Source organism: Aliiroseovarius sp. CAU 1755, assembly GCF_054482655.1.
This window is the reverse complement of the sequence record NZ_JBTLRH010000002.1, coordinates 750,614-769,664: the sequence shown is the minus strand read 5'-3', so window position 1 is coordinate 769,664 and position 19,051 is coordinate 750,614. Positions and strand designations below refer to the sequence as shown.

The 19,051-nt window shown below is 60.3% G+C and carries 20 protein-coding genes and 1 tRNA gene; 13 read left to right on the top strand and 8 right to left on the bottom strand.

What is annotated here, in order from left to right:
* Positions 1 to 71: 71 nt before the first annotated feature.
* Together ACXYMP_RS10835 and cobU are read right to left on the bottom strand one after the other, a co-directional pair.
* Positions 72 to 656: a histidine phosphatase family protein gene (locus ACXYMP_RS10835; RefSeq protein WP_458906227.1), complete on the bottom strand. Its 585-nt coding sequence runs from the start codon at positions 654 to 656 to the stop codon at positions 72 to 74.
* Positions 653 to 1,195, bottom strand: coding sequence for a bifunctional adenosylcobinamide kinase/adenosylcobinamide-phosphate guanylyltransferase (gene cobU, locus ACXYMP_RS10830; RefSeq protein WP_298569325.1), 543 nt, complete (start codon positions 1,193 to 1,195; stop codon positions 653 to 655). The genes ACXYMP_RS10835 and cobU overlap by 4 nt, the downstream gene beginning before the upstream one ends.
* A gap of 82 nt (positions 1,196 to 1,277) precedes the next feature.
* On the opposite strand from cobU, the gene ACXYMP_RS10825 reads away from it, so the two are divergent.
* From ACXYMP_RS10825 to ACXYMP_RS10800, 6 genes are all read left to right on the top strand, one after another.
* Complete coding sequence (locus ACXYMP_RS10825) at positions 1,278 to 2,066, top strand: ChaN family lipoprotein (RefSeq protein ID WP_458906225.1); 789 nt, start codon at positions 1,278 to 1,280, stop codon at positions 2,064 to 2,066.
* A gap of 75 nt (positions 2,067 to 2,141) precedes the next feature.
* The gene (gene coaBC / locus ACXYMP_RS10820; RefSeq protein ID WP_458906223.1) at positions 2,142 to 3,347 is read left to right on the top strand and encodes a bifunctional phosphopantothenoylcysteine decarboxylase/phosphopantothenate--cysteine ligase CoaBC; all 1,206 of its coding nucleotides are present in this window, start codon (positions 2,142 to 2,144) and stop codon (positions 3,345 to 3,347) included.
* Entirely contained in the window at positions 3,344 to 3,811 is a 468-nt protein-coding gene (dut, locus tag ACXYMP_RS10815) for a dUTP diphosphatase (RefSeq protein ID WP_298569510.1), read from the top strand. Before coaBC ends, dut begins: the two co-directional genes overlap by 4 nt.
* A gap of 12 nt (positions 3,812 to 3,823) precedes the next feature.
* Positions 3,824 to 4,855, top strand: coding sequence for a HesA/MoeB/ThiF family protein (locus ACXYMP_RS10810; RefSeq protein ID WP_458906221.1), 1,032 nt, complete (start codon positions 3,824 to 3,826; stop codon positions 4,853 to 4,855).
* Entirely contained in the window at positions 4,848 to 5,330 is a 483-nt protein-coding gene (locus ACXYMP_RS10805) for a GNAT family N-acetyltransferase (protein ID WP_458906219.1), read from the top strand. Before ACXYMP_RS10810 ends, ACXYMP_RS10805 begins: the two co-directional genes overlap by 8 nt.
* Before the next feature lie 75 nt (positions 5,331 to 5,405).
* Positions 5,406 to 7,430, top strand: a complete 2,025-nt coding sequence (locus ACXYMP_RS10800; protein WP_458906217.1) for a M3 family metallopeptidase — start codon at positions 5,406 to 5,408, stop codon at positions 7,428 to 7,430.
* Here ACXYMP_RS10800 and ACXYMP_RS10795 read toward each other — a convergent pair.
* Genes ACXYMP_RS10795 through ACXYMP_RS10785 form a run of 3 tightly spaced genes read right to left on the bottom strand, consistent with a single transcriptional unit; the run spans position 7,427 to position 9,893 of the window.
* The gene (locus ACXYMP_RS10795) at positions 7,427 to 8,344 is read right to left on the bottom strand and encodes a cation diffusion facilitator family transporter (protein ID WP_298569345.1); all 918 of its coding nucleotides are present in this window, start codon (positions 8,342 to 8,344) and stop codon (positions 7,427 to 7,429) included. The genes ACXYMP_RS10800 and ACXYMP_RS10795 overlap by 4 nt on opposite strands.
* Before the next feature lie 32 nt (positions 8,345 to 8,376).
* On the bottom strand, positions 8,377 to 9,372 hold the full coding sequence (locus ACXYMP_RS10790; RefSeq protein WP_458906214.1) for a capsular polysaccharide export protein, LipB/KpsS family: 996 nt from the start codon (positions 9,370 to 9,372) through the stop codon (positions 8,377 to 8,379).
* The gene (locus ACXYMP_RS10785) at positions 9,369 to 9,893 is read right to left on the bottom strand and encodes an SH3 domain-containing protein (protein WP_458906212.1); all 525 of its coding nucleotides are present in this window, start codon (positions 9,891 to 9,893) and stop codon (positions 9,369 to 9,371) included. Before ACXYMP_RS10785 ends, ACXYMP_RS10790 begins: the two co-directional genes overlap by 4 nt.
* A 139-nt stretch (positions 9,894 to 10,032) precedes the next feature.
* On the opposite strand from ACXYMP_RS10785, the gene ACXYMP_RS10780 reads away from it, so the two are divergent.
* The 4 genes from ACXYMP_RS10780 to ACXYMP_RS10765 all read left to right on the top strand — a co-directional run bounded on the left by ACXYMP_RS10780 (position 10,033) and on the right by ACXYMP_RS10765 (position 14,823).
* Positions 10,033 to 11,019, top strand: coding sequence for a 2-hydroxyacid dehydrogenase (locus ACXYMP_RS10780; protein ID WP_298569354.1), 987 nt, complete (start codon positions 10,033 to 10,035; stop codon positions 11,017 to 11,019).
* A gap of 6 nt (positions 11,020 to 11,025) precedes the next feature.
* A complete protein-coding gene (locus ACXYMP_RS10775; protein ID WP_458906210.1) occupies positions 11,026 to 11,703 on the top strand; it encodes a hypothetical protein in 678 nt (225 codons plus the stop codon).
* Between the two features lie 109 nt (positions 11,704 to 11,812).
* The gene (locus tag ACXYMP_RS10770; protein WP_458906208.1) at positions 11,813 to 14,317 is read left to right on the top strand and encodes a GcvT family protein; all 2,505 of its coding nucleotides are present in this window, start codon (positions 11,813 to 11,815) and stop codon (positions 14,315 to 14,317) included.
* A 122-nt stretch (positions 14,318 to 14,439) separates the two neighbouring features.
* Positions 14,440 to 14,823 (top strand): GFA family protein, encoded by a 384-nt coding sequence (locus ACXYMP_RS10765; RefSeq protein WP_458906206.1) that lies wholly within the window; start codon positions 14,440 to 14,442, stop codon positions 14,821 to 14,823.
* 31 nt (positions 14,824 to 14,854) lie between these two features.
* Here the strand turns inward: ACXYMP_RS10765 and ACXYMP_RS10760 are convergent.
* From ACXYMP_RS10760 to ACXYMP_RS10750, 3 genes are all read right to left on the bottom strand, one after another.
* Positions 14,855 to 14,930: transfer RNA gene (locus ACXYMP_RS10760), tRNA-Ala, on the bottom strand.
* Between the two features lie 47 nt (positions 14,931 to 14,977).
* Entirely contained in the window at positions 14,978 to 15,418 is a 441-nt protein-coding gene (trxC, locus tag ACXYMP_RS10755; RefSeq protein WP_298569364.1) for a thioredoxin TrxC, read from the bottom strand.
* A 65-nt stretch (positions 15,419 to 15,483) separates the two neighbouring features.
* Positions 15,484 to 15,909: an Lrp/AsnC family transcriptional regulator gene (locus ACXYMP_RS10750; RefSeq protein WP_458906204.1), complete on the bottom strand. Its 426-nt coding sequence runs from the start codon at positions 15,907 to 15,909 to the stop codon at positions 15,484 to 15,486.
* Between the two features lie 167 nt (positions 15,910 to 16,076).
* Between ACXYMP_RS10750 and ctlX the strand changes: the two genes are divergently transcribed.
* The 3 genes from ctlX to ACXYMP_RS10735 are packed head-to-tail and all read left to right on the top strand — an operon-like array spanning position 16,077 to position 18,988.
* Positions 16,077 to 16,994 (top strand): citrulline utilization hydrolase CtlX, encoded by a 918-nt coding sequence (gene ctlX / locus ACXYMP_RS10745; protein WP_458906202.1) that lies wholly within the window; start codon positions 16,077 to 16,079, stop codon positions 16,992 to 16,994.
* The gene (gene rocF, locus ACXYMP_RS10740) at positions 16,991 to 17,920 is read left to right on the top strand and encodes an arginase (RefSeq protein ID WP_298569370.1); all 930 of its coding nucleotides are present in this window, start codon (positions 16,991 to 16,993) and stop codon (positions 17,918 to 17,920) included. Before ctlX ends, rocF begins: the two co-directional genes overlap by 4 nt.
* Before the next feature lie 18 nt (positions 17,921 to 17,938).
* Positions 17,939 to 18,988, top strand: a complete 1,050-nt coding sequence (locus ACXYMP_RS10735) for an ornithine cyclodeaminase (RefSeq protein ID WP_458906199.1) — start codon at positions 17,939 to 17,941, stop codon at positions 18,986 to 18,988.
* The last annotated feature ends 63 nt before the right edge of the window (positions 18,989 to 19,051 follow it).

The following is a 19,051-nucleotide window of genomic DNA, read 5'->3' as shown; positions in this document are numbered from 1 at the left end:
GTTACTGAATGGTTAACAGCCTTGTGCGGAAGCTGCGCGGCCACTTCCGGGTTTGCGGCGGACGGTGCTGGTCAGGGAAGGTGGTTGATTGATCCGACGCTCCAGCCCGCGCCGTCCCAGTCAAGGCGTGTTACCGAAAGGTTGTCAATCTTGTGTCCCAGCGCTTCATAGGCAGACATGCGGCCAGCGCGCGCAATTTGGGTCAGGATGACGCCATAATGGGCGACGGCGATGACATGGGAATGACCCGAAGCGTTGATCTGGTCCACCGCATTGCTGACCCTGTCGGACAGCTGGTTCCAACTTTCACCACTGGGCGCCGCGTGGTCGCCTGGTGTTTCCCAAAAGGCGCGGGACAGGTCCGGGTCGCGCTGTGCGACGTCATCCCAATGCAGACCGTCCCAATCGCCAAAGTCGAATTCGCGCAAGTCCGCGCGATCGGAAAGGCGCCTGCGCGTCTGCGTGATAGCATCTGCGGTTGCCGTGGCGCGTATCAGGTCCGAGGATACAAGCGCCGCATTGTCTGGCAAATGTCCAGACAGGCGCGCAAGTGTTGCCTTGTCAGACAGATCCGCGGGCAAGTCCCGCCAGCCAACCATTGACTTGGCATGCGTTGGCCCGTGGCGCACCCACCACCAACTGATTGCACCCGTCATGGCGCGTTGTCCGGCAATGCACCCTTCAGCACCAAGGGCAATCCCGCCATCACGGTCAGCACCAGATCGGCGCGCGCTGCGATACGCTGGTTCAGTTCGCCCTGTGCTTGTCGAAACTGACGCGCCAGTGAGTTTTCGGGCACGATCCCAGCGCCGACCTCGTTTGATACGACCACGACCGGTGCTGGACATGCGGACAGCGCTGCAAGTAAGTCACTTTCCTCCAGCGCGATGTCGGCTTGCGCAAGCAACTGGTTGGACAACCACATGGTGGCGCAGTCGAACAACACGACCCCGCTCGGCTGCACATCGGCAAGTGCGGCGGTTACATTGCGTGGGGCTTCGATTGTGCGCCAGATCTTGCCGCGCCGCGCTTTGTGACGGGCGATTTTCGCCGTCATTTCGTCGTCATGGGCTTGTGCGGTGGCGACGTAGACCAACGGGCGTTGCGTGGCTGCGACCAGCCGTTCGGCATAGTCCGATTTGCCCGAGGCCGCGCCGCCCAGGACGAGTGTAAGAGGTGGAAGCGAAAGCATCATGGCGTGTGCCTAGCACTGCGACACAGGGTCCGCCAAGACGAAAGCGCTTGTCGAAGGGGATGGTCATCCCTAACTTTTGCTCATGAAATCCCTTTTGCTGGTCGCCTTATTTCTTATCCCGGTTCCGTTGGCGGCAATGGACACCGTGCCCGGTGCACAGGATATGGCGCTGATCTCGGACGCGGATGTGGTCATTGTGGGGGAAACACATGACAATCCCGCCCACCATGTCGTTCAGGCACGGATTGTTGCGGCCCTTGCCCCGCCCGCGCTGGTGGTCGAGATGCTGACACAGGACGAAGCCACAGACCTAGCGGCCGACCCGCAAAGCTATGCGGCGGCGTGGGAAGATGCCGGGTGGCCGGATTATGAGATGTATCGCCCGATTTTCACAGCCAGTGATGCGCGCATATTTGGTGCAGCCGTGCCGCGCGAAGTGGCGCGCGCGACTTATACCGACGGGGTTGCCGCGCATTTTGATGGTGACTTGGCCGCGTTTGGGTTGGATCACCCGCTGCCAGATGATGAACAGGCCCTGCGGCTGGATCTTCAATTTGCCGCCCATTGCGAAGCGATGCCGCGCGATATGATGGGCGGCATGATCGAAGTGCAGCGGCTGCGGGACGCAACCCTGGCCAAGGTGACGCTGGGTGCGATCGACGCGACGGGCGGACCCGTCGTGATCATCACCGGCAATGGTCATGCGCGGTCAGATTGGGGGGTCCCCGCCTATCTGCGTCGCCTGCGGCCGGACCTGAAAGTGGTGACCATCGGGCAAGCTGAAGACGGGCAGGCGCCCGAAGGTGGATTTGACCTGCTTTATGACGCGCCCTCGGTGGAGCGGCCTGATCCGTGCGCGTCGTTAAAATAGGGCCGGGCTCAACTGCCCATTGAACCCGCTGCCACGGTCCCGTAACTGTTTGAAGAACCTTAGATGGGGGCGCTTATGCTGGCTGGCAAACATATTCTTCTGATCATCGGTGGCGGCATTGCCGCGTTCAAATCGCTTGATCTGATCCGAAAGTTGCGCGAACGCGGGGCCGAGGTGACGCCGGTCATCACACGTGCCGGGCAGGAATTCGTAACACCGTTGTCCGCGTCGGGACTGGCGGCACGCAAGGTCTATACAGAGCTGTTCGACCTGACGGACGAGGCCGAGATGGGACATATCGAGCTGTCGCGTGCTGCTGATCTGGTTGTTGTGGCGCCTGCTACGGCTGATCTGCTGGGCAAGATGGCGGCGGGGCTGGCCAATGATCTTGCCTCGACCCTTTTGATGGCCACAGACAAGCATGTTTTGGTCGCGCCCGCCATGAACGTTCGGATGTGGGCGCACCCGGCCTGTCAGCGAAATGTGGCGACACTGAAGGATGACGGTGTGTTGTTCGTTGGCCCAACCGAAGGCGCGATGGCCTGTGGAGAATTCGGGCCGGGTCGCATGTCAGAGCCGCTGGAGATCGTCGCGGCGGTCGAGGCAGCACTTATGGATGGGCCGCTGAAGGGCAAACATGTGCTTGTGACCTCGGGGCCGACACATGAACCAATTGACCCGGTGCGCTATATCGCGAACCGGTCATCGGGCGCACAGGGCACGGCGCTGGCGCGTGCGGTCTCCGCGTTGGGCGCCAAGGTGACATTTGTCACTGGCCCCGCCGACGTGCCGCCGCCAGAAGGCGTGCATGTCGTGAAGGTTCAAAGCGCGCAGGAAATGCTAGAGGCCGTCCAATCGGCCCTTCCCGCCGATGCGGCCATCTTTGCCGCAGCCGTGGCAGATTGGCGTGTGGTCTCCGCCTCTGACAGCAAGATCAAGAAGGACCAGACAGGCAGTCTGCCGGTTCTGGAATTTGCAGAAAACCCCGACATACTCGCGACCGTGAGCCAGATGAAGACTGGTCGCCCCGGCCTTGTCGTGGGCTTTGCCGCCGAAACGGATGACGTGATCGCACACGCAACCGCCAAGCGCAGCCGAAAATGCTGCGACTGGATCGTGGCCAATGATGTCAGCCCTGAAACCGGGATCATGGGCGGGGCTGAAAACGCCGTGACGCTGATTTCGGATGACGGCGCAGAGGCGTGGCCGCGTATGAGCAAGGACGATGTGGCCCGACAGCTGGCCGCAAGAATTGCAGATGTGATCGAAAGGCGTAGCTGATGCCAGTGATCAAGGTCACCCGTGAGAAAGGCGCCGATGTTGCGCTGCCACTGCCCGACTATGAAACGCAGGGGTCGGCAGGCGCTGATCTGCGCGCCAACTTGCCGGCTGCAGATCGCGATACGGGCTGGACGCTTGCGCCAATGGGGCGTGTCGTGGTGCCGACCGGTTTGCGTGTCGAAATTCCGCAAGGGGTCGAAATGCAGATCCGTCCCCGTTCGGGTCTTGCTGCGAAACACGGTGTGACACTGGCCAATGCGCCCGGCACGATCGACAGCGATTATCGCGGGCCGCTTGGCGTGATCTTGATCAATCTGGGGGCAGAGCCGTTCGTGATCGGACACGGCGACCGCATCGCGCAAGCTGTGATCGCGCCCGTGTTGCAAGCGGAATATCAGCTGGTCGACGCCTTGTCGGACACCCTGCGCGGGGCGGGCGGGTTCGGGTCGACTGGGCGCGGCTGATCGGAGACAGCGATGATTTGGGTCCTCATTTGGGCAAGCGTAATTTGGGTGGGCGGCAGTTTCGCCGGGCTGAGCGTTGGACGCCGCTGGCAACTGACGGCGCTGTTGGGCGCGGTTGTGGTGCTGAGCCATCTGGTGTTGCCCGAGGGATCCGGGATTCGTCAGGCCTTGGGGGGAAACGCCACCTCTTGGGCGGTGGCATTTGGAGTTCTGGGTTTGGCCGCGCTTTACGGACGCGGGGTGGCGTGGCTGAAAGCCCGTGCGCCCAAACGGGCGACTCCTGATATGGATAGCGGCCCCTTTACCGACACTGAACTGAACCGTTATGCCCGCCATATCGTGCTGCGTGAAATCGGCGGGCCGGGGCAGGTGGCACTGAAAAATGCCCGTGTCTTGGTTGTCGGCGCGGGTGGGCTCGGATCGCCGGTGCTTCTGTATCTGGCGGCTGCAGGTGTCGGGACGATTGGCGTGATCGACGATGATGTGGTCGACAACTCGAACCTGCAACGTCAGGTTATTCACCGCGACGCAGACATTGGCACACCCAAGGTGTTCTCTGCCGAAAGGGCGATGCGCGCCCAAAACCCTGCCATCGCCGTGCGCCCATATAATCGTCGCCTGACCGACGACATCGCCGAAGACTTGATGGCGGACTATGATCTGGTTCTGGAAGGCACGGACAATTTCGAAACGCGCTATCTGGTCAACCGGGTTGCCACGAAACTGGGGATCCCGATGATCGGCGGCGCGCTCAGCCAATGGGAGGGGCAGATTGCCACCTTCGACCCCGCCAGTGGCGCGCCCTGCTATCAGTGTATCTTTCCCAAAGCACCTGCGCCGGGATTGGCGCCGTCCTGCTCTGAGGCCGGTGTGGTTGGTCCTTTGCCGGGGATCATCGGTGCGATGATGGCAACCGAGGCGATCAAGGAAATCACCGGCGCGGGCGAAGGGTTGCGGGGGCGGATGTTGATCTATGACGCAATGTATGCGGAAACCCGCGTGATCCGCACCACAAAACGACAAGGTTGCGACTGCTGTGACTGACCTGGAGCTTTGCCCGCTAAGCCCCGCTGATGCGCCAGCACTTTTTGCGTTCGAGGTGCAGAACCGCGACTGGTTCGAAGCCCATGTCGGGCCGCGCCCCGAAACCTATTGGGATCTGACCAGCCTGACCGCGATCGTGAGCGATCAGGTTGCGGCGGGCGAATTGATGTTCCTGCTCAAGCGTGGCGGCAAGATCTTGGGACGGGTCAATCTGACGGCTGTGCAGGGCAGTGTGGCGCAACTGGGCTACCGCATTGGACAGACGCATGGTGGACAGGGTTTTGCAACGCAAGCGGTCGGTTTGGCGATCAAAGCAGCGCGGGATCGCGGCTTGTGGGCGCTTGAAGCGCGTGTTGCGCTGAATAACCCGGCCTCAAGGCGAGTGCTTGAAAAGTCGGGCTTCAAGCTGACCGGTGACACAATGATCGGCGACCTTGAATGCCAGACATTTCGACGTGACCTTGATCTGGACTGAACCGAGCATGGTGGGAAACTGTCTCTGGTAATCCTTGCGGTCCGTCCCTAGCTTCCACCCAAAGGAGATACACCGATGACCAATCCGCTGCTGGCCCAATGGGACACACCGTTTGAACTGCCGCCTTTCGGGGCAATTGACGACAGCCATTTTGAACCGGCCTTTGAAAGCGCATTGTCTGAAACGAAAGCAGCCATTGCTGCAATTGCGGGGTCGCCGACCACGCCCACTTTCGCAAACACGATCGAGGCGTTGGAGCGCGCGGACGCGCCGCTGGATCGTGTTCTTGGGGTCTTTTACAATGTGGCCGGTGCCGACAGCACGCCGGCGCGTGAAGACCTGCAACGCAAACTGTCGCCGCGTCTGGCCGCGTTTTCGGCAGAGGTGTCGATGAATGCAGAGCTGTTTGACCGGATCGACACACTTTGGCAGTCGCGCGACGCTCTGGACCTGACGGACGAACAGAAGCGTGTGCTGAAACTGACCCGCCGCCGGTTTGTGAGATCCGGCGCGCAGTTGCAAGGTGGCGACCGGGATCGTCTGAAGGACGTCCAGCAGCGGCTGGCCACGCTCGGCACCCAGTTCACTCAAAACCTGTTGGCAGATGAACGCAGTTGGTTCATGGCACTGAAAGACGCTGATTTGAAAGGCCTCCCTGATTTCGTCGCCAACGCGGTGCGCGCCGCGGGTGCAGAGAAAGGGGCTGACGGGCCAGCCGTCACTTTGGCACGGTCGGTCATAACACCCTTTTTGCAGCATTCCCCGCGCCGCGATCTTCGGCAAAAAGCGCATCAGGCCTACACCGCGCGTGGGGCAAATGGCGGCGACACGGACAACCGCGGCATCGCCAAGGAAACACTTGCCCTGCGCGAGGAACGCGCGCGTCTTCTGGGGTATGACAGCTTTGCCGAGTTCAAACTTGAAACCGAGATGGCAGGCCATCCCGACCGGGTGCGCGACCTGCTGATGAGGGTTTGGGAACCTGCCCGCGCGGCCGCTGAAAAAGATGCCGAGACCATGACCCAAATGCTGCACGCCGACGGGCATAATGGTGATCTGGAGCCGTGGGATTGGCACTACTACGCCGAACGGCGGCGTGAAGCCGAACACGATCTGGACGAGGCAGAGATCAAGCCCTACCTGCAGCTTGATCGCATGATCGATGCGGCATTCGACACGGCGAACCGGCTGTTTGGCCTGAGTTTCGCGCCGTTGGATGTTTCCCTTTATCACCCCGACGCGCGGGCGTGGGAGGTGACACGAAACGGCGACCATGTTGCGGTCTTCATCGGTGACTATTTCGCCCGCGGATCGAAACGGTCCGGGGCGTGGTGTTCCGCGATGCGCAGCCAGCAGAAGCTGGAAGGCGACATTCGCCCGATTGTCGTGAATGTCTGCAACTTCGCCAAGCCCGAACAGGGCCGTCCCGCGCTTTTGTCCTGGGACGATGCCCGCACGTTGTTCCACGAATTTGGTCACGCCCTGCACCAAATGTTGTCTGATGTGACCTATTCGTCCATCTCGGGCACCTCGGTCGCACGCGACTTCGTCGAGCTGCCCAGCCAGCTTTTCGAGCACTGGTTGGAGGTGCCAGAAGTGCTGGGCAAGTTTGCAACCCACGCCAAGACGGGCGACCCGATGCCCCAAGCGCTGTTGCAGCGGCTATTGGCAGCGTCCACCCACGACATTGGCTTTCAGACCGTCGAATTCATTTCGTCTGCGCTGGTGGATCTGGATTTCCACGACGGCGCGGCACCGGCAGATCCGATGGCGGCCCAAGCGGCAACCCTGAACCGTATCGGCATGCCTGCGGCCATTCGCATGCGCCATGCCACACCGCATTTCGCGCATGTCTTTGCTGGCGACGGATATTCCTCGGGTTACTACAGCTATATGTGGTCCGAAGTCATGGATGCCGACGCGTTCGAAGCCTTCAAAGAGGTGGGCGATGCCTTTGACCCCGCCCTTGCGCGTAAGCTTGAAGAGCACATCCTGTCCAAAGGCGGATCGGTCGAGGCGGAAGATCTTTATACCGCGTTTCGCGGGCGCCTTCCGGGGGTCGAGGCGCTGTTGAAAGGGCGTGGGCTGGCCCCCGCCTAAATTGCGTCAGCGCGCGATGGATCATCGGGGTGCGGGGTGACGCCGACGGGATCTTTGTGGATCATCACATCGGTGTCCGGATAGGTGTGCAGGATCGCGCGGCGCAGGCTTGCCCCTATGGCATGGGCGTTGTCCAGCGACTGGCTGCCGTCCAGTTCGATATGCATGTTCACAAAGGTGATCGACCCGGACCGGCGGGTTTTAAGATCATGAAAGCCGTGCACGCCGGGATGGCTGCGCGCGATCGCCTCGATGCCGGCGACCAGATCAGGGTCGGCGGCGTGATCCATCAGCCCGTCCCATGCGGTCTTGAAAATCCGAGCGGCCCCCACAACAAGCAGCAAAGCGGCGCCAATTGCGACCACGCTGTCGATCTGCTCCATTCCAAACAGGTTTGCCGCCCACAGCGACAAGATCGCGCCGATATTTGGGACCAGATCACCCAGATAGTGCAAGCTATCTGCTTTAACCACCGCAGACCCGGTGCGCCCTGCGACACGGCGTTGCCACATCACCAAGGCCAGCGTCAGCACGATCGAAACGACCATGACGGCGATCCCCTGCGTGTGATGCTGAATGGGGGCAGGTTCGCCCGACCAGAGCCGCGCCAGCGCCGCCCATGTAATGATACCCGCTGACATCATGATGAACAGGCTTTGACCCAGTGCGGCAAGGTCCTCGGCCGCAGAATGTCCGAAAGCATGGTCGTCATCAGCGGGCCGGGCCGCATACCAAATGGCCGCAAGCGCCCCCAAGGACACCATGAGGTCCATCGCACTGTCAGCAAGGGACGCTGCGACCGACAAAGCCTGGGTCTCGCCCAAGGCCCACAGCTTCAGGGCAACGAGGGTCACTGCGACCAGCGCGGAGGCGACGCCTGCGGAAAGGTTTAGTCTTGTTCGGTCTTGTGTCATGGCGTTCGGCTATCCCATTGGGCGGGTCGGGATCAAGTGCATGGCCACATGGCCTTGTCACAGATCCGCGCCCAAACCCGTTTGGCGAACGCCTCTTTTGCAGGTTCGAACCCGTGCCGCGCAAGGGTCCAGAAGAAATACCGCTCGTACGGAAAGCCGCGCATTGCATCTGCACCAAGGGTCAGAGCCTCGCGAAGATCATCGCAGTCATGGGCGGTCATGGCCGCGTGCCAATAGCTTGCCTTGGCGCAGGTCACGACCGGGCGTTTTTGCATCAGCGCCTCGAACCCAACGGTCGAGTTCTGCGTGACGACCATGGCAGAAGCCGCGATCAGATCATGCACGCTTGCCTCGGACACCCGCACATTCGCGATATCGCAACACAGATCGATGACCCGTTGACGGCTGACCCGGGTCTGGCGCGGGTGAAGTTTGACATACACCAAGCCATCGCGCCGGTGATTGGCCGTGGAGGTAATCATCTCTTGCGTGGTCAGATAGGCTGGCGAAGACTGAGCTAACGGTTCGGGTTGGCAAAACACAGTGGCCGCAGCCCCCAGCAATCCGGTGGAAATCCGGGCGGTTTGCCCCGCTTGGGATATGTTTTCGCGTAGAACACGGCTGGAGACGTCATTGAAGAAGCGAACGGCGTTTTCGTGATCGACAGTTTCGGGGTCGAATTCAGACAGGCGCAGGCTGCTGTTCCACCCTTGCCCCAGCTCATCCAGATGCCAGAACCCGCTGATCGGGGCGGGGTTGGCGTGCAACAGGCGCGGGCCATAGACCGGAGCTTGATCGACAAGCAGGTGGACTGCCTGCGGGTCGCGCAAAAGCTTCTGAGCCAGCCGTCCACCAGCCTGAACGGCAGAGATCGCGACATCGCGTTTCGCAAGATAAGGGGCGAGGTTGGTGAAGAAGTCTTGTTTATCTTCGGTGATCGAACGCAGCCATTTCCCGGTTGCATGAACCACCACCCGCCGTTGATCGCGACCCCGTGCAGGGTGCCGGGATCGAAGGCGCGGTGTCACTCGATCACCTCGTTTGCGCGCACACCCCAAAGGTTTTCTTTGGTGGTCCAGCCTCGGATGCCATCGGTTTTCACGCGGCACCAAGCCAGCCCACAGGTTTCGATGCGTGCAATGACGCCGGCCTCAAGATAGGCGTTGATTTGGCTTTGTGTGTCGGCGCTGCTGTATAGCGGGCTCAGGTCGCGGTCGATAATCGCTGTTCGCGCGCCAGACAGAAGCGAATAATGCACCCAACCGCCAACGCCGTCGCGATCACGCACCTGTCGCCAATGACCGAATTCGCCAGTGATTTCCAAAGGCATACCGGGGTGCTTGAAGACCCAATCAATGCGGTGGCGCAAGGATGGACCGCGCCGCACGTTGCCTTCGGATGTCTTCAGCGACACAAAGCGAGGAATCGGCAGATGGGTAACCGGGCCGCGCTCTGGCGACGTTGTGCCTTCGGCGGTTGCCATCGGCGCAAGGCAAAATGCTGAGATAATGGCCATTGCCACCACAGCCAACCTGCTGGAAAACCGCATTTCCGCCCTCATTTCCTGTGTCACACCATCGCGCGCGCAATTTTCTTTCGTTTGCGTCCCTGCGGTGCTTGTGCCTTGCCTCGTTCCTTGTCACTTTGTCAGGGAGACGCGCAAAAGAAAAGCCAAAGGGAGGGCGGGCATGGCCGCTGAACATCTGAGTGTTGTTGTCACGCGACGGTTGCCCGAGGTCGTAGAGACCCGGATGAAGGAACTATTCGATGTCGAGCTTCGGGATGATGACACACCGATGACCCGATCCGAGCTGGCTGACGCCATGGCGCGCTGCGATGTGCTGGTGCCAACGATCAACGATCAGATCGACGCCAACATGCTGGCGCGGGCCGGTGATCGGCTTCGGCTGATTGCCAACTACGGTGCCGGGGTCGACCATATCGACGTGGGAACCGCGCGCGAGCGTGGAATACTTGTGTCGAACACGCCGGGCGTGACCGCCGATGACACTGCGGACATGGCCATTGCGCTGATCCTTGCCGTAACGCGCCGCTTTCCAGAAGGTATTCGCCTGATGGCCACGGGTGAGTGGCAAGGCTGGTCACCGACGGCCATGTTGGGCCGCCGCATTCAAGGACGGCGCGTCGGCATTCTGGGCATGGGCCGCATCGGGCAGGCGGTCGCGATGCGCGCGCGCGCCTTCGGTATGCAGGTGCATTACCACAACCGCAAGCGCGTTCATCCCAAGATCGAAGAGCAGCTAGAGGCCACCTATTGGGAAAGCCTTGACCAGATGGTGGCGCGTATGGACGTTTTGTCGATCAACTGCCCGCACACGCCGTCAACCTTCCATCTAATGAATGCGCGTCGTCTGAAGCTGATGAAGTCCGAGGCGGTGATCGTGAACACATCACGCGGCGAAGTCATCGACGAAAACGCCCTGACCCGTATGCTGCGCGCGGGCGAGATCGCGGGCGCGGGGCTGGATGTCTACGAGCACGGGAACGAGATCAACCCACGTCTGCGCGACCTGCCCAACGTGGTGGCGCTGCCGCATATGGGGTCGGCCACGGTTGAAGGGCGGATCGAGATGGGCGAGAAGGTGCTGATCAACGTCAAGACCTTCGCCGATGGCCACCGTCCGCCCGACCAGGTCGTGCCGGGAATGCTGTAAGGTCGCATGTTACGGTTGGGTTGCCCCTTCAAACTGATGGCGGCCCTGCTTGTTGCGCTGGGCCTTCTGGGCTGCGCGCGCCCCTTGTCGACCACCGAAGTCGAGTTGTCGCGCATTGTCTTTGGCGACAGCCTCGACACCGACAAGGTGCGCGTTCGCGCCGGGATTGGTGTGCTGCCATTGCCGAAGCCCGACCCGATCCCTACGGACGCGCCGAAGCGCGATGCGCGCAAGCTGCCAAAAGGTGTGTGCGACCGGGTGCCTCAACCCGACCGCAAGCTTGAGTTTCCGGCGGGCTTCGTTCTGTGGAACCAAGTGTTTCTGAAGCGCAATCTGTATCGTGACGATATGTTCGAAGGCTGGCCCGAAAGCCTGCCCATGCCGCATGCCCTTCTGATGATGCACGAGCTGGTGCATGTCTGGCAGTGGCAGAACCGTAGCCGCACCGGATACACGCCGGGGCGGTCTGGGGCGGAAAGCCTGCGCAAGGGCGATCCCTATTACTGGCCGGGGCGCGAGGCAGGGGCTTACCTGTCTTATGGGTTCGAGGCGCAAGCCGCGATGGTCGAGGATTACATGTGCATGACCCTGTTTGAACCAACGAACCCGCGCCGCGCCGATCTTGCCGAATTGATCGGTCCCGTGCTGCCTGTCACCCGACTGGACGAGGCGCTGGGGCGTTGAAACCCGCGCCGATGTCGTTTTCACGCAGGTAAAGGTCGGGCAGGCTTAGCGCGATCCGCGACCTTGCGGCATGTATGTTGCAACGCATTCTGCCCAAGGGAGTCGCCCCATGAAAACCCAAGTCAAAGCTCTTGTCGTCGGTGGGGGTGCGGTCGGCACCTCGATTGCCTATCACCTTGCGAAGGCGGGTTGGGACGATGTGATGTTGCTGGAACGTGACGAGTTGACGTCTGGGTCCACATGGCACGCGGCAGGCCTTCTGCCCCTGTTCAACATGTCCTTCGCGACGACCCATATTCACGACTACTCGGTCAAATTCTACAAGACGCTCGAGGAAGAAACCGGCCTGAACGCTGGTTTCGCCGTGGTGGGCAACCTGCGCATGGCGCAGACGGACGAGCGCATGGACGAATACATGCTTTATGCCACCACCGCCGAGACGGTGGGCGTGCCCTATGAATGGCTGACCCCGGATGAGATCAAGGCCCGCTGGCCTCTGATCCGCACGGATGATTTGAAAGGCGCGCTCTATCACAATACCGACGGCTATATTAACCCCGCCGACGTGACGCAGGCGATGGCCAAGGGTGCCCGCCAGCGCGGCGTTGAGATTGTGCGAAAGTGGCAGGCCGATGCCTACCATTGGAACGGTGAAGCGTGGGACGTCACCTGCACCAAGATGGTTGAAAAGGGCGGTAACCTCGTGGCGTCGGACGAGCAGATCGTCATCACCGCCGAACATGTCGTGACGGCCTCGGGCAACCACGCCCAGACGACCGCCAAGAAACTGGGCATCAAGATCCCGGCGATCCCGGTTGAACACCAGTTTATCGTGATGGACCAAGACCCCGCGCTGGTGAAATACCGCGCTGAAGGCGGGGCAGAGCACCCGGTTATTCGCGACGCCGACGCGCAATCCTACGTCCGCGAAGAGCGTGGCGGCTGGATTCTGGGTGTCTATGAAAAGAACGCGCCCGCTTGCTTTGAATTTGGCGTGCCGGACAGCTTCCGTGCCGACCTGTTCCCGCTCGATCTGGAACGGATCGAGGATCAATACATGGCGATGATCCACCGCATCCCGTCTTGCGAGGAAAGCGGGTTGAAGGACGATTTCAACGGTCCGATTTGTTACACGCCCGACGGCAACCCGCTGGTCGGCCCCGCCCCTGGTCTGCGCAATATGTGGCTGGCGGAAGGGTTCAGCTTTGGCATCACCGCGGCAGGCGGCACAGGCTATTACCTCGCTCAGATGATGGTCGATGGCGAGGCCGAGATCGACATGGCCGCGCTGGACCCCAAACGCTATTCGTCGCACTGGATGACGACCGAATTTGCGGCGCGCAAGAACGAAGAATGCTACGATCACGTCTATATCCTGCACCACCCGGATGAAGAGCGCCCGGCCTGTCGGCCTCTGCGCACCTCGCCCGCCTATGACCGGCAAAAGGAAAAGGGCGCACAATTTGGTTGGGTGAACGGATGGGAGCGCCCGAATTACTACGGCCCACTGGACGCGCCGGAAAACTTCGACCACGACGCGCGCAGCTTCCGCCGTGGTGGCTGGTGGCAATATGCGGTCGAAGAAGCCAAGGCGATCCGCGAAGGTGTCGGCCTGATCGACGCCACGGCCTTCACCAAGCATGTGGTCAAAGGCCCCGGCGCGACGCAGTTCCTTGACTGGTTCACCTGCAACAAACTGCCCAAGGTTGGCCGCATCAATCTGACCTATGCCTTGACCGCCGCTGGCACCACGCGCACCGAATACACCATCGTGCGCAATGGCGAGGATAGCTATTACCTCGTCTCAGCCGGTGCCTGGACGGAATATGACGCCGATTTCATGCGCAAAGCCGCCGAAGATAAGATGAAAGAGTTCGGCTATATTGAGATTCAGGACGTCACCACCCAGTGGGGCGTGTTCGCCATCGCCGGGCCAAAATCGCGCGACGTGCTGAACGAGGTGATCAAGGACGCCGATCCGAAAACCGCCCTGTCCAACAAGCGGTTCCCATGGCTTACCGCCCGGAAGATTGAGCTGGGCATGTGCCCCGTGAATGCGATCCGTGTCGCCTATACCGGCGAGCTTGGGTGGGAGTTGCACCACCCGATCGAGATGCAGAACTATCTGTGGGATCTGTTGATGTCGGCGGGTGAAAAGCACGGCATGAAGCTGGTCGGCGCGCGCGCGCAAAACTGGCTGCGGCAGGAAAAATCCTATCGCGCGTTTGGCACCGAACTTGGCCGCGACGCGACCCCGCAAGAGGCTGACCTGCCGCGCTTCATCGACCTTGAGAAAGACTTCCACGGCAAGGATGAGATGGTTGCCAAGGGCATCCGCTCGAAATGCGTCACGCTCTTGATCGACGGGCCGGACGATGCCGACCCGTGGGGCCGCGAGGCGCTGTATGATGGCGACACCAAGGTGGGTCGCCTGACTTCGGGCGGATATTCGGTGGCGTTCGGGAAGTCGATTGGCATGGGCTATGTGACGCCGGAACTGGCCAAGCCCGGGACCAAGCTGAAGGTCAAGATGCAGAACAAACTTTGGGACGCCGAAATCACCGTCGACAGCCCCTATGACCCCAAGAACGAGACGATCCGCAAAGACGGGTAAGCACCTTGTTGAAGACAGCAAACTGGCTCCTACAGAGGACCGGTTTGCTGTTTTTGGGGCTTCAGCCTCGCTTTTTGGGCTTGTTTCTGCAACTTTGACATGAACGCAAGTCAGAGGGCGAGATGTCCGAGATACATAAAGGCGCATGTCACTGCGGTGCCGTCACATTCGAAATCAGTGCGCCACAATTCGTGGTGTCGTGCAATTGTTCGATCTGTCGGCGTTACGGTGCGCTTTGGGCGCATTGCCCGCCGAATGAAGGCGCGATCCTATCCGGGTTGGACAACCTGACAACCTATAGCTGGGGGGATCATATGATTGACTTCCACGGCTGCAAGACCTGTGGGTGCGTTACCCATTGGGCGCCCGGCAAAGCAGCGGATCAGGACCGGTTTGCTTTGAATATGCGCATGACCTCGCCGGCGGTGGTCGATGCGTTGCCTGTTCGCCATTTCGACGGCGCGGACAGCTGGGCGTTTCTGGACGAGCCTGACAGGCCCCGGTGATCGCTGATCAACCCGGGCGCGCTGATGTGACTGGTGGAGCCTAGGGGAGTCGAACCCCTGACCTCGTCGTTGCGAACGACGCGCTCTACCGACTGAGCTAAGGCCCCTTTAACGATCTATCTGGCCCGGTGCTTGTTCGGTTCGCCTTATCAAATCAAAGCTTTGCGTTCTTGCGCACGAAGGCTTCGATTGCATTTGCAGGGATTGCACCTGCATGGCGCGCGATCTCTTTCCCGTTTTGATACAGGATCAACGCAGGAATGCCGCGAATGTTGTTTTTGGTCGAGACTTTGGGGTGATCTTCGGTGTTGATCTTGGCAAACCGGGCTTTGCCAGCCATCGCTTGCGCGGCTTGCGCGAAGGCTGGCGCCATCATGCGGCACGGCCCACACCACGGGGCCCAGAAATCGACCAGCAAGGGGGTGTTGTCGTTTTTTGCCGCCTTATCAAGCGTCAACGGGTCAAGTTCGCGCACTTTCCCATCACTCAGCTTCGCGCCACAGGTTCCGCATTTTGGGCCTGCAGTCAGCTTGTCCACGGGCACACGGTTTACCGTGCTGCAATCCAGACAGGTCATTTTTGCACTCGTGGCCATGATGAGTTCTCCGATAAATATTCACTTCACCGCATATGATGTCGGGTGCACGTTCCGTCAAGGGACTAGATGGTGCTGAGCAAAATGCTCGTCTCGCTGTTGGTGATCCCGTCGACAATGCGCACTTCGCGCAATACACGGTCGAAATCGGACAGGTTGGCTGCGGAAAGCTGCGCGATAAGATCCCATTTACCGTTGGTCGAATGCAAACTGCGCAACTCTGGCAGACCACGCAGGCGCTTGATCACGGCAGTCGTCGAGCGGCCTGAAACCTCGATCATCATGATCGCTTGAACCCCGTCGGGTCCGTGGTCTTCACGGGCGCGAATGGTGAATCCCAGAACGGCGCCACTGTCCAGCAACCGATCAAGCCGAGCCTGGACCGTCGCGCGCGAGACATCCAGTATGGTGGCCAGCTTCGAGATCGGCGCACGCCCGTCTTCGCGCAGAAGCGCGATGAGCTTGTGGTCAAGGGTGTCGAATATATGCATGTCGAAAAGATAAATGATACTTAGCAGAAATGCAAAAAAATGATCACCTATAGCGCAAAAATAGTATTCTAATATGAAATTCTACTTCGCTATTTTGTATGTCAGCCTTATTGAATCAGAGTTGAGCCATGCAAAAACCCTCGCTTCAGGCGCCTGGCGCCGTGATCATGATCCGTCCGCACAACTTTCAACCCAACGCGGAAACGGCACGTGATAACGGGTTTCAAACGCAAGCTTCGTATGCTGATCTGTCAACGCTGGCGCAGCGCGCACATGATGAGGCCTCGACCGCGGTTGAGGTTCTGCGTGCGGCCGGTGTCGAGGTTCATCTGTTTGAAGACACGCAAGCCGACCGGCCGGACAGTGTCTTTCCGAACAACTGGTTTTCGACGCATCCCGGTGGTCATGTTGCCGTCTACCCGATGTATTCAAAGAACCGCCGGACAGAACGCCGCCAAGATGTTCTTGAACTGCTGAAACAACGCTATCGCGTGCAGGATGTCATCGATTACTCGGGGCTTGAGCAGGATAACCTGTTTTTGGAAGGCACGGGCGCGATGGTGCTGGATCACGTTGAAAGGGTGGCCTATGCCGCGCGTTCAAAGCGCACCAGCGAGGTCATGCTGGAACGGTTTTGCACGCATTTCAACTATGAACCGGTTGTGTTTGATGCACATGACGCCAAGGGGACACCGATTTATCACACCAATGTCCTGATGTGCATCGGGACCGATATTGCATTGATCGGATTGGACACCATTGCCGGGGCTGGACGGCGCGCGGAAGTGTGTGATCGTCTGGCCAGCGGTGGGCGGGATGTCATCACGCTGACGCAGGCCCAGATCGCTGAATTCGCAGGCAATGCCATCGAGTTGCAGGGCAAAAACGGGCGGTTGCTGGCCATGTCGTCACGGGCGCTATCCGCCTTGGACGCCGGGCAACGCGCCCGCATCGAAGCGCATGTGCCGCTTCTTGCGCTCAACATCCCGACGATCGAGATGGCAGGCGGCTCGGTTCGGTGTACGCTGGCGGGTATTCACCTAAGCCCGCGCCCCGTTGTGCAAATTCAAGGAGAAGCCGCATGAAGAATATCCACCTACTTGGCGCACCAATGGAAGAAGGCGCAGGCCGTCGTGGCTGCATCATGGGGCCAGCTGCTTACCGCACCGCGGGTTTGGCCGAGGAATTGTCATCGCTTGGGCACGAGGTCGTTGATCTTGGCGACGCACAGCGCGATCCGGTCGAGGCGATCGAAACCGAACACGACCACCTGAAATTCCTGCCCGAGGTCGCAGGCTGGGCGCGCAGCTTGCACCGCCACGCCTATGATCTGGCGAGACAGGATGTGCTGCCGATCTATCTTGGCGGCGACCACGCTTTGTCGCTGGGCACCGTAACCGGGCATGTGGCAGCAGCTGCTGAAATGGGGCGTCCGCAATTTGTGCTGTGGTTGGATGCGCATTCCGATTTCAATATCCCCGCATCCTCGCCCAGTGGCAACATCCACGGGATGCCGGTCGCTTTTGCCTGTGGTCTGGACGGGTTTCCCGACATGCTGGGCAAACCACTGCCCGCGCGCCTTGATCCGGATAACCTTTGCCTGATCGGGTTGCGGTCCGTTGACGGGATGGAGCGGGACTTGCTGCAAGCCTCGGGCGCACATGCCTATGACATGCGCACGATTGATGAACAAGGATTGGCGAAGCTGCTGCTGCCGTTTCTGGATCAGGTGGCGCAATCCAACGGGCTATTGCATGTCAGCCTGGACGTGGACTTCATCGAGCCCGCCATCGCCCCTGCCGTCGGCACCACGGTTCCCGGTGGTGCGACCTTCCGCGAGGCCCATCACATCATGGAGATGTTGTATGACAGCGGCCTTGTCTCATCGCTCGATCTGGTCGAGCTGAACCCGTTTCTTGATGACCGCGGCCGCACCGCCCGGTTGATGGTGGACCTGACCGCAAGCCTGTTTGGCCGTCGCGTTCTGGACCGCCGCACGCAAAGTTACTGATCGTCGAAAGGACGCCCCATGCCGCCTCTGCCCTCTGAACTTGCTTATGTGCCCTTTGTGTCGGTCGAACACATGATGGGACTTGTCCATCATATCGGGATCGAAAAGGTTCTGATCGAACTTGCAGCCGAGATCGAAGCTGATTTCAAACGCTGGGAGTTGTTTGACAAAACCCCGCGCGTGGCCAGCCATTCGGAGGTGGGTGTGATCGAGCTTATGCCGACCTCGGACGGTGAAATGTATGGGTTCAAATACGTCAACGGCCACCCGAAGAACACCAAGGAAGGGCTGCAAACCGTCACTGCCTTTGGTCTTCTGGCCGATGTGAACAGCGGCTATCCCAAGCTGCTGAGCGAAATGACGGTGCTGACGGCGCTGCGCACAGCGGCGACGTCGGCGATGGCTGCGAAACATCTGGCGCCGAAGGGCGCGACCACGATGGCTATGATTGGAAACGGCGCGCAATCCGAGTTTCAGTGTCTGGCGTTCAAGGCGATCTGTGGCATCGACACCGTGCGGCTGTATGACATCGACCCCGCCGCCACCGCGAAATGCGCGCGTAATTTGCAGGGGCAGGGGCTGACCGTCGTGCCGTGCAAGACGGGCGAGGAAAGCATGGAAGGCGCGCAGATCATCACCACCTGCACCGCCGATAAGCAATGTGCGACGATCCTGACCGACAACATGATCGGCGAAGGGGTGCACATCAATGCGATTGGCGGGGACTGCCCCGGCAAGACCGAACTGCACCGCGATATCCTTCTGCGGTCAAGCATCTTCGTGGAATACCCGGAACAGACCTGGGTTGAAGGTGAGATTCAGCAGTTGGACAAAGACCACGAGATCACCGAGCTTTGGCAGGTGATCACCGGGCAGACCGCAGGGCGGCGAAGCGACAAAGAGATTACGCTGTTTGACAGTGTGGGGTTCGCGATCGAGGATTTCTCGGCCTTGCGTTATATCTCGAAAGCGATTGTCGGCACCACGTTCTTCACCCAGCTTGATATGCTGGCCGACCCGGATGATCCGCGTGACTTGTTTGGGATGTTGGAACGCTCGAAGGGGTAAGCTGCATCACACCACATCAGGGCAGCGCCTGACCCCGGGTGGGCGCTGCCCGGGCCGGTGGCC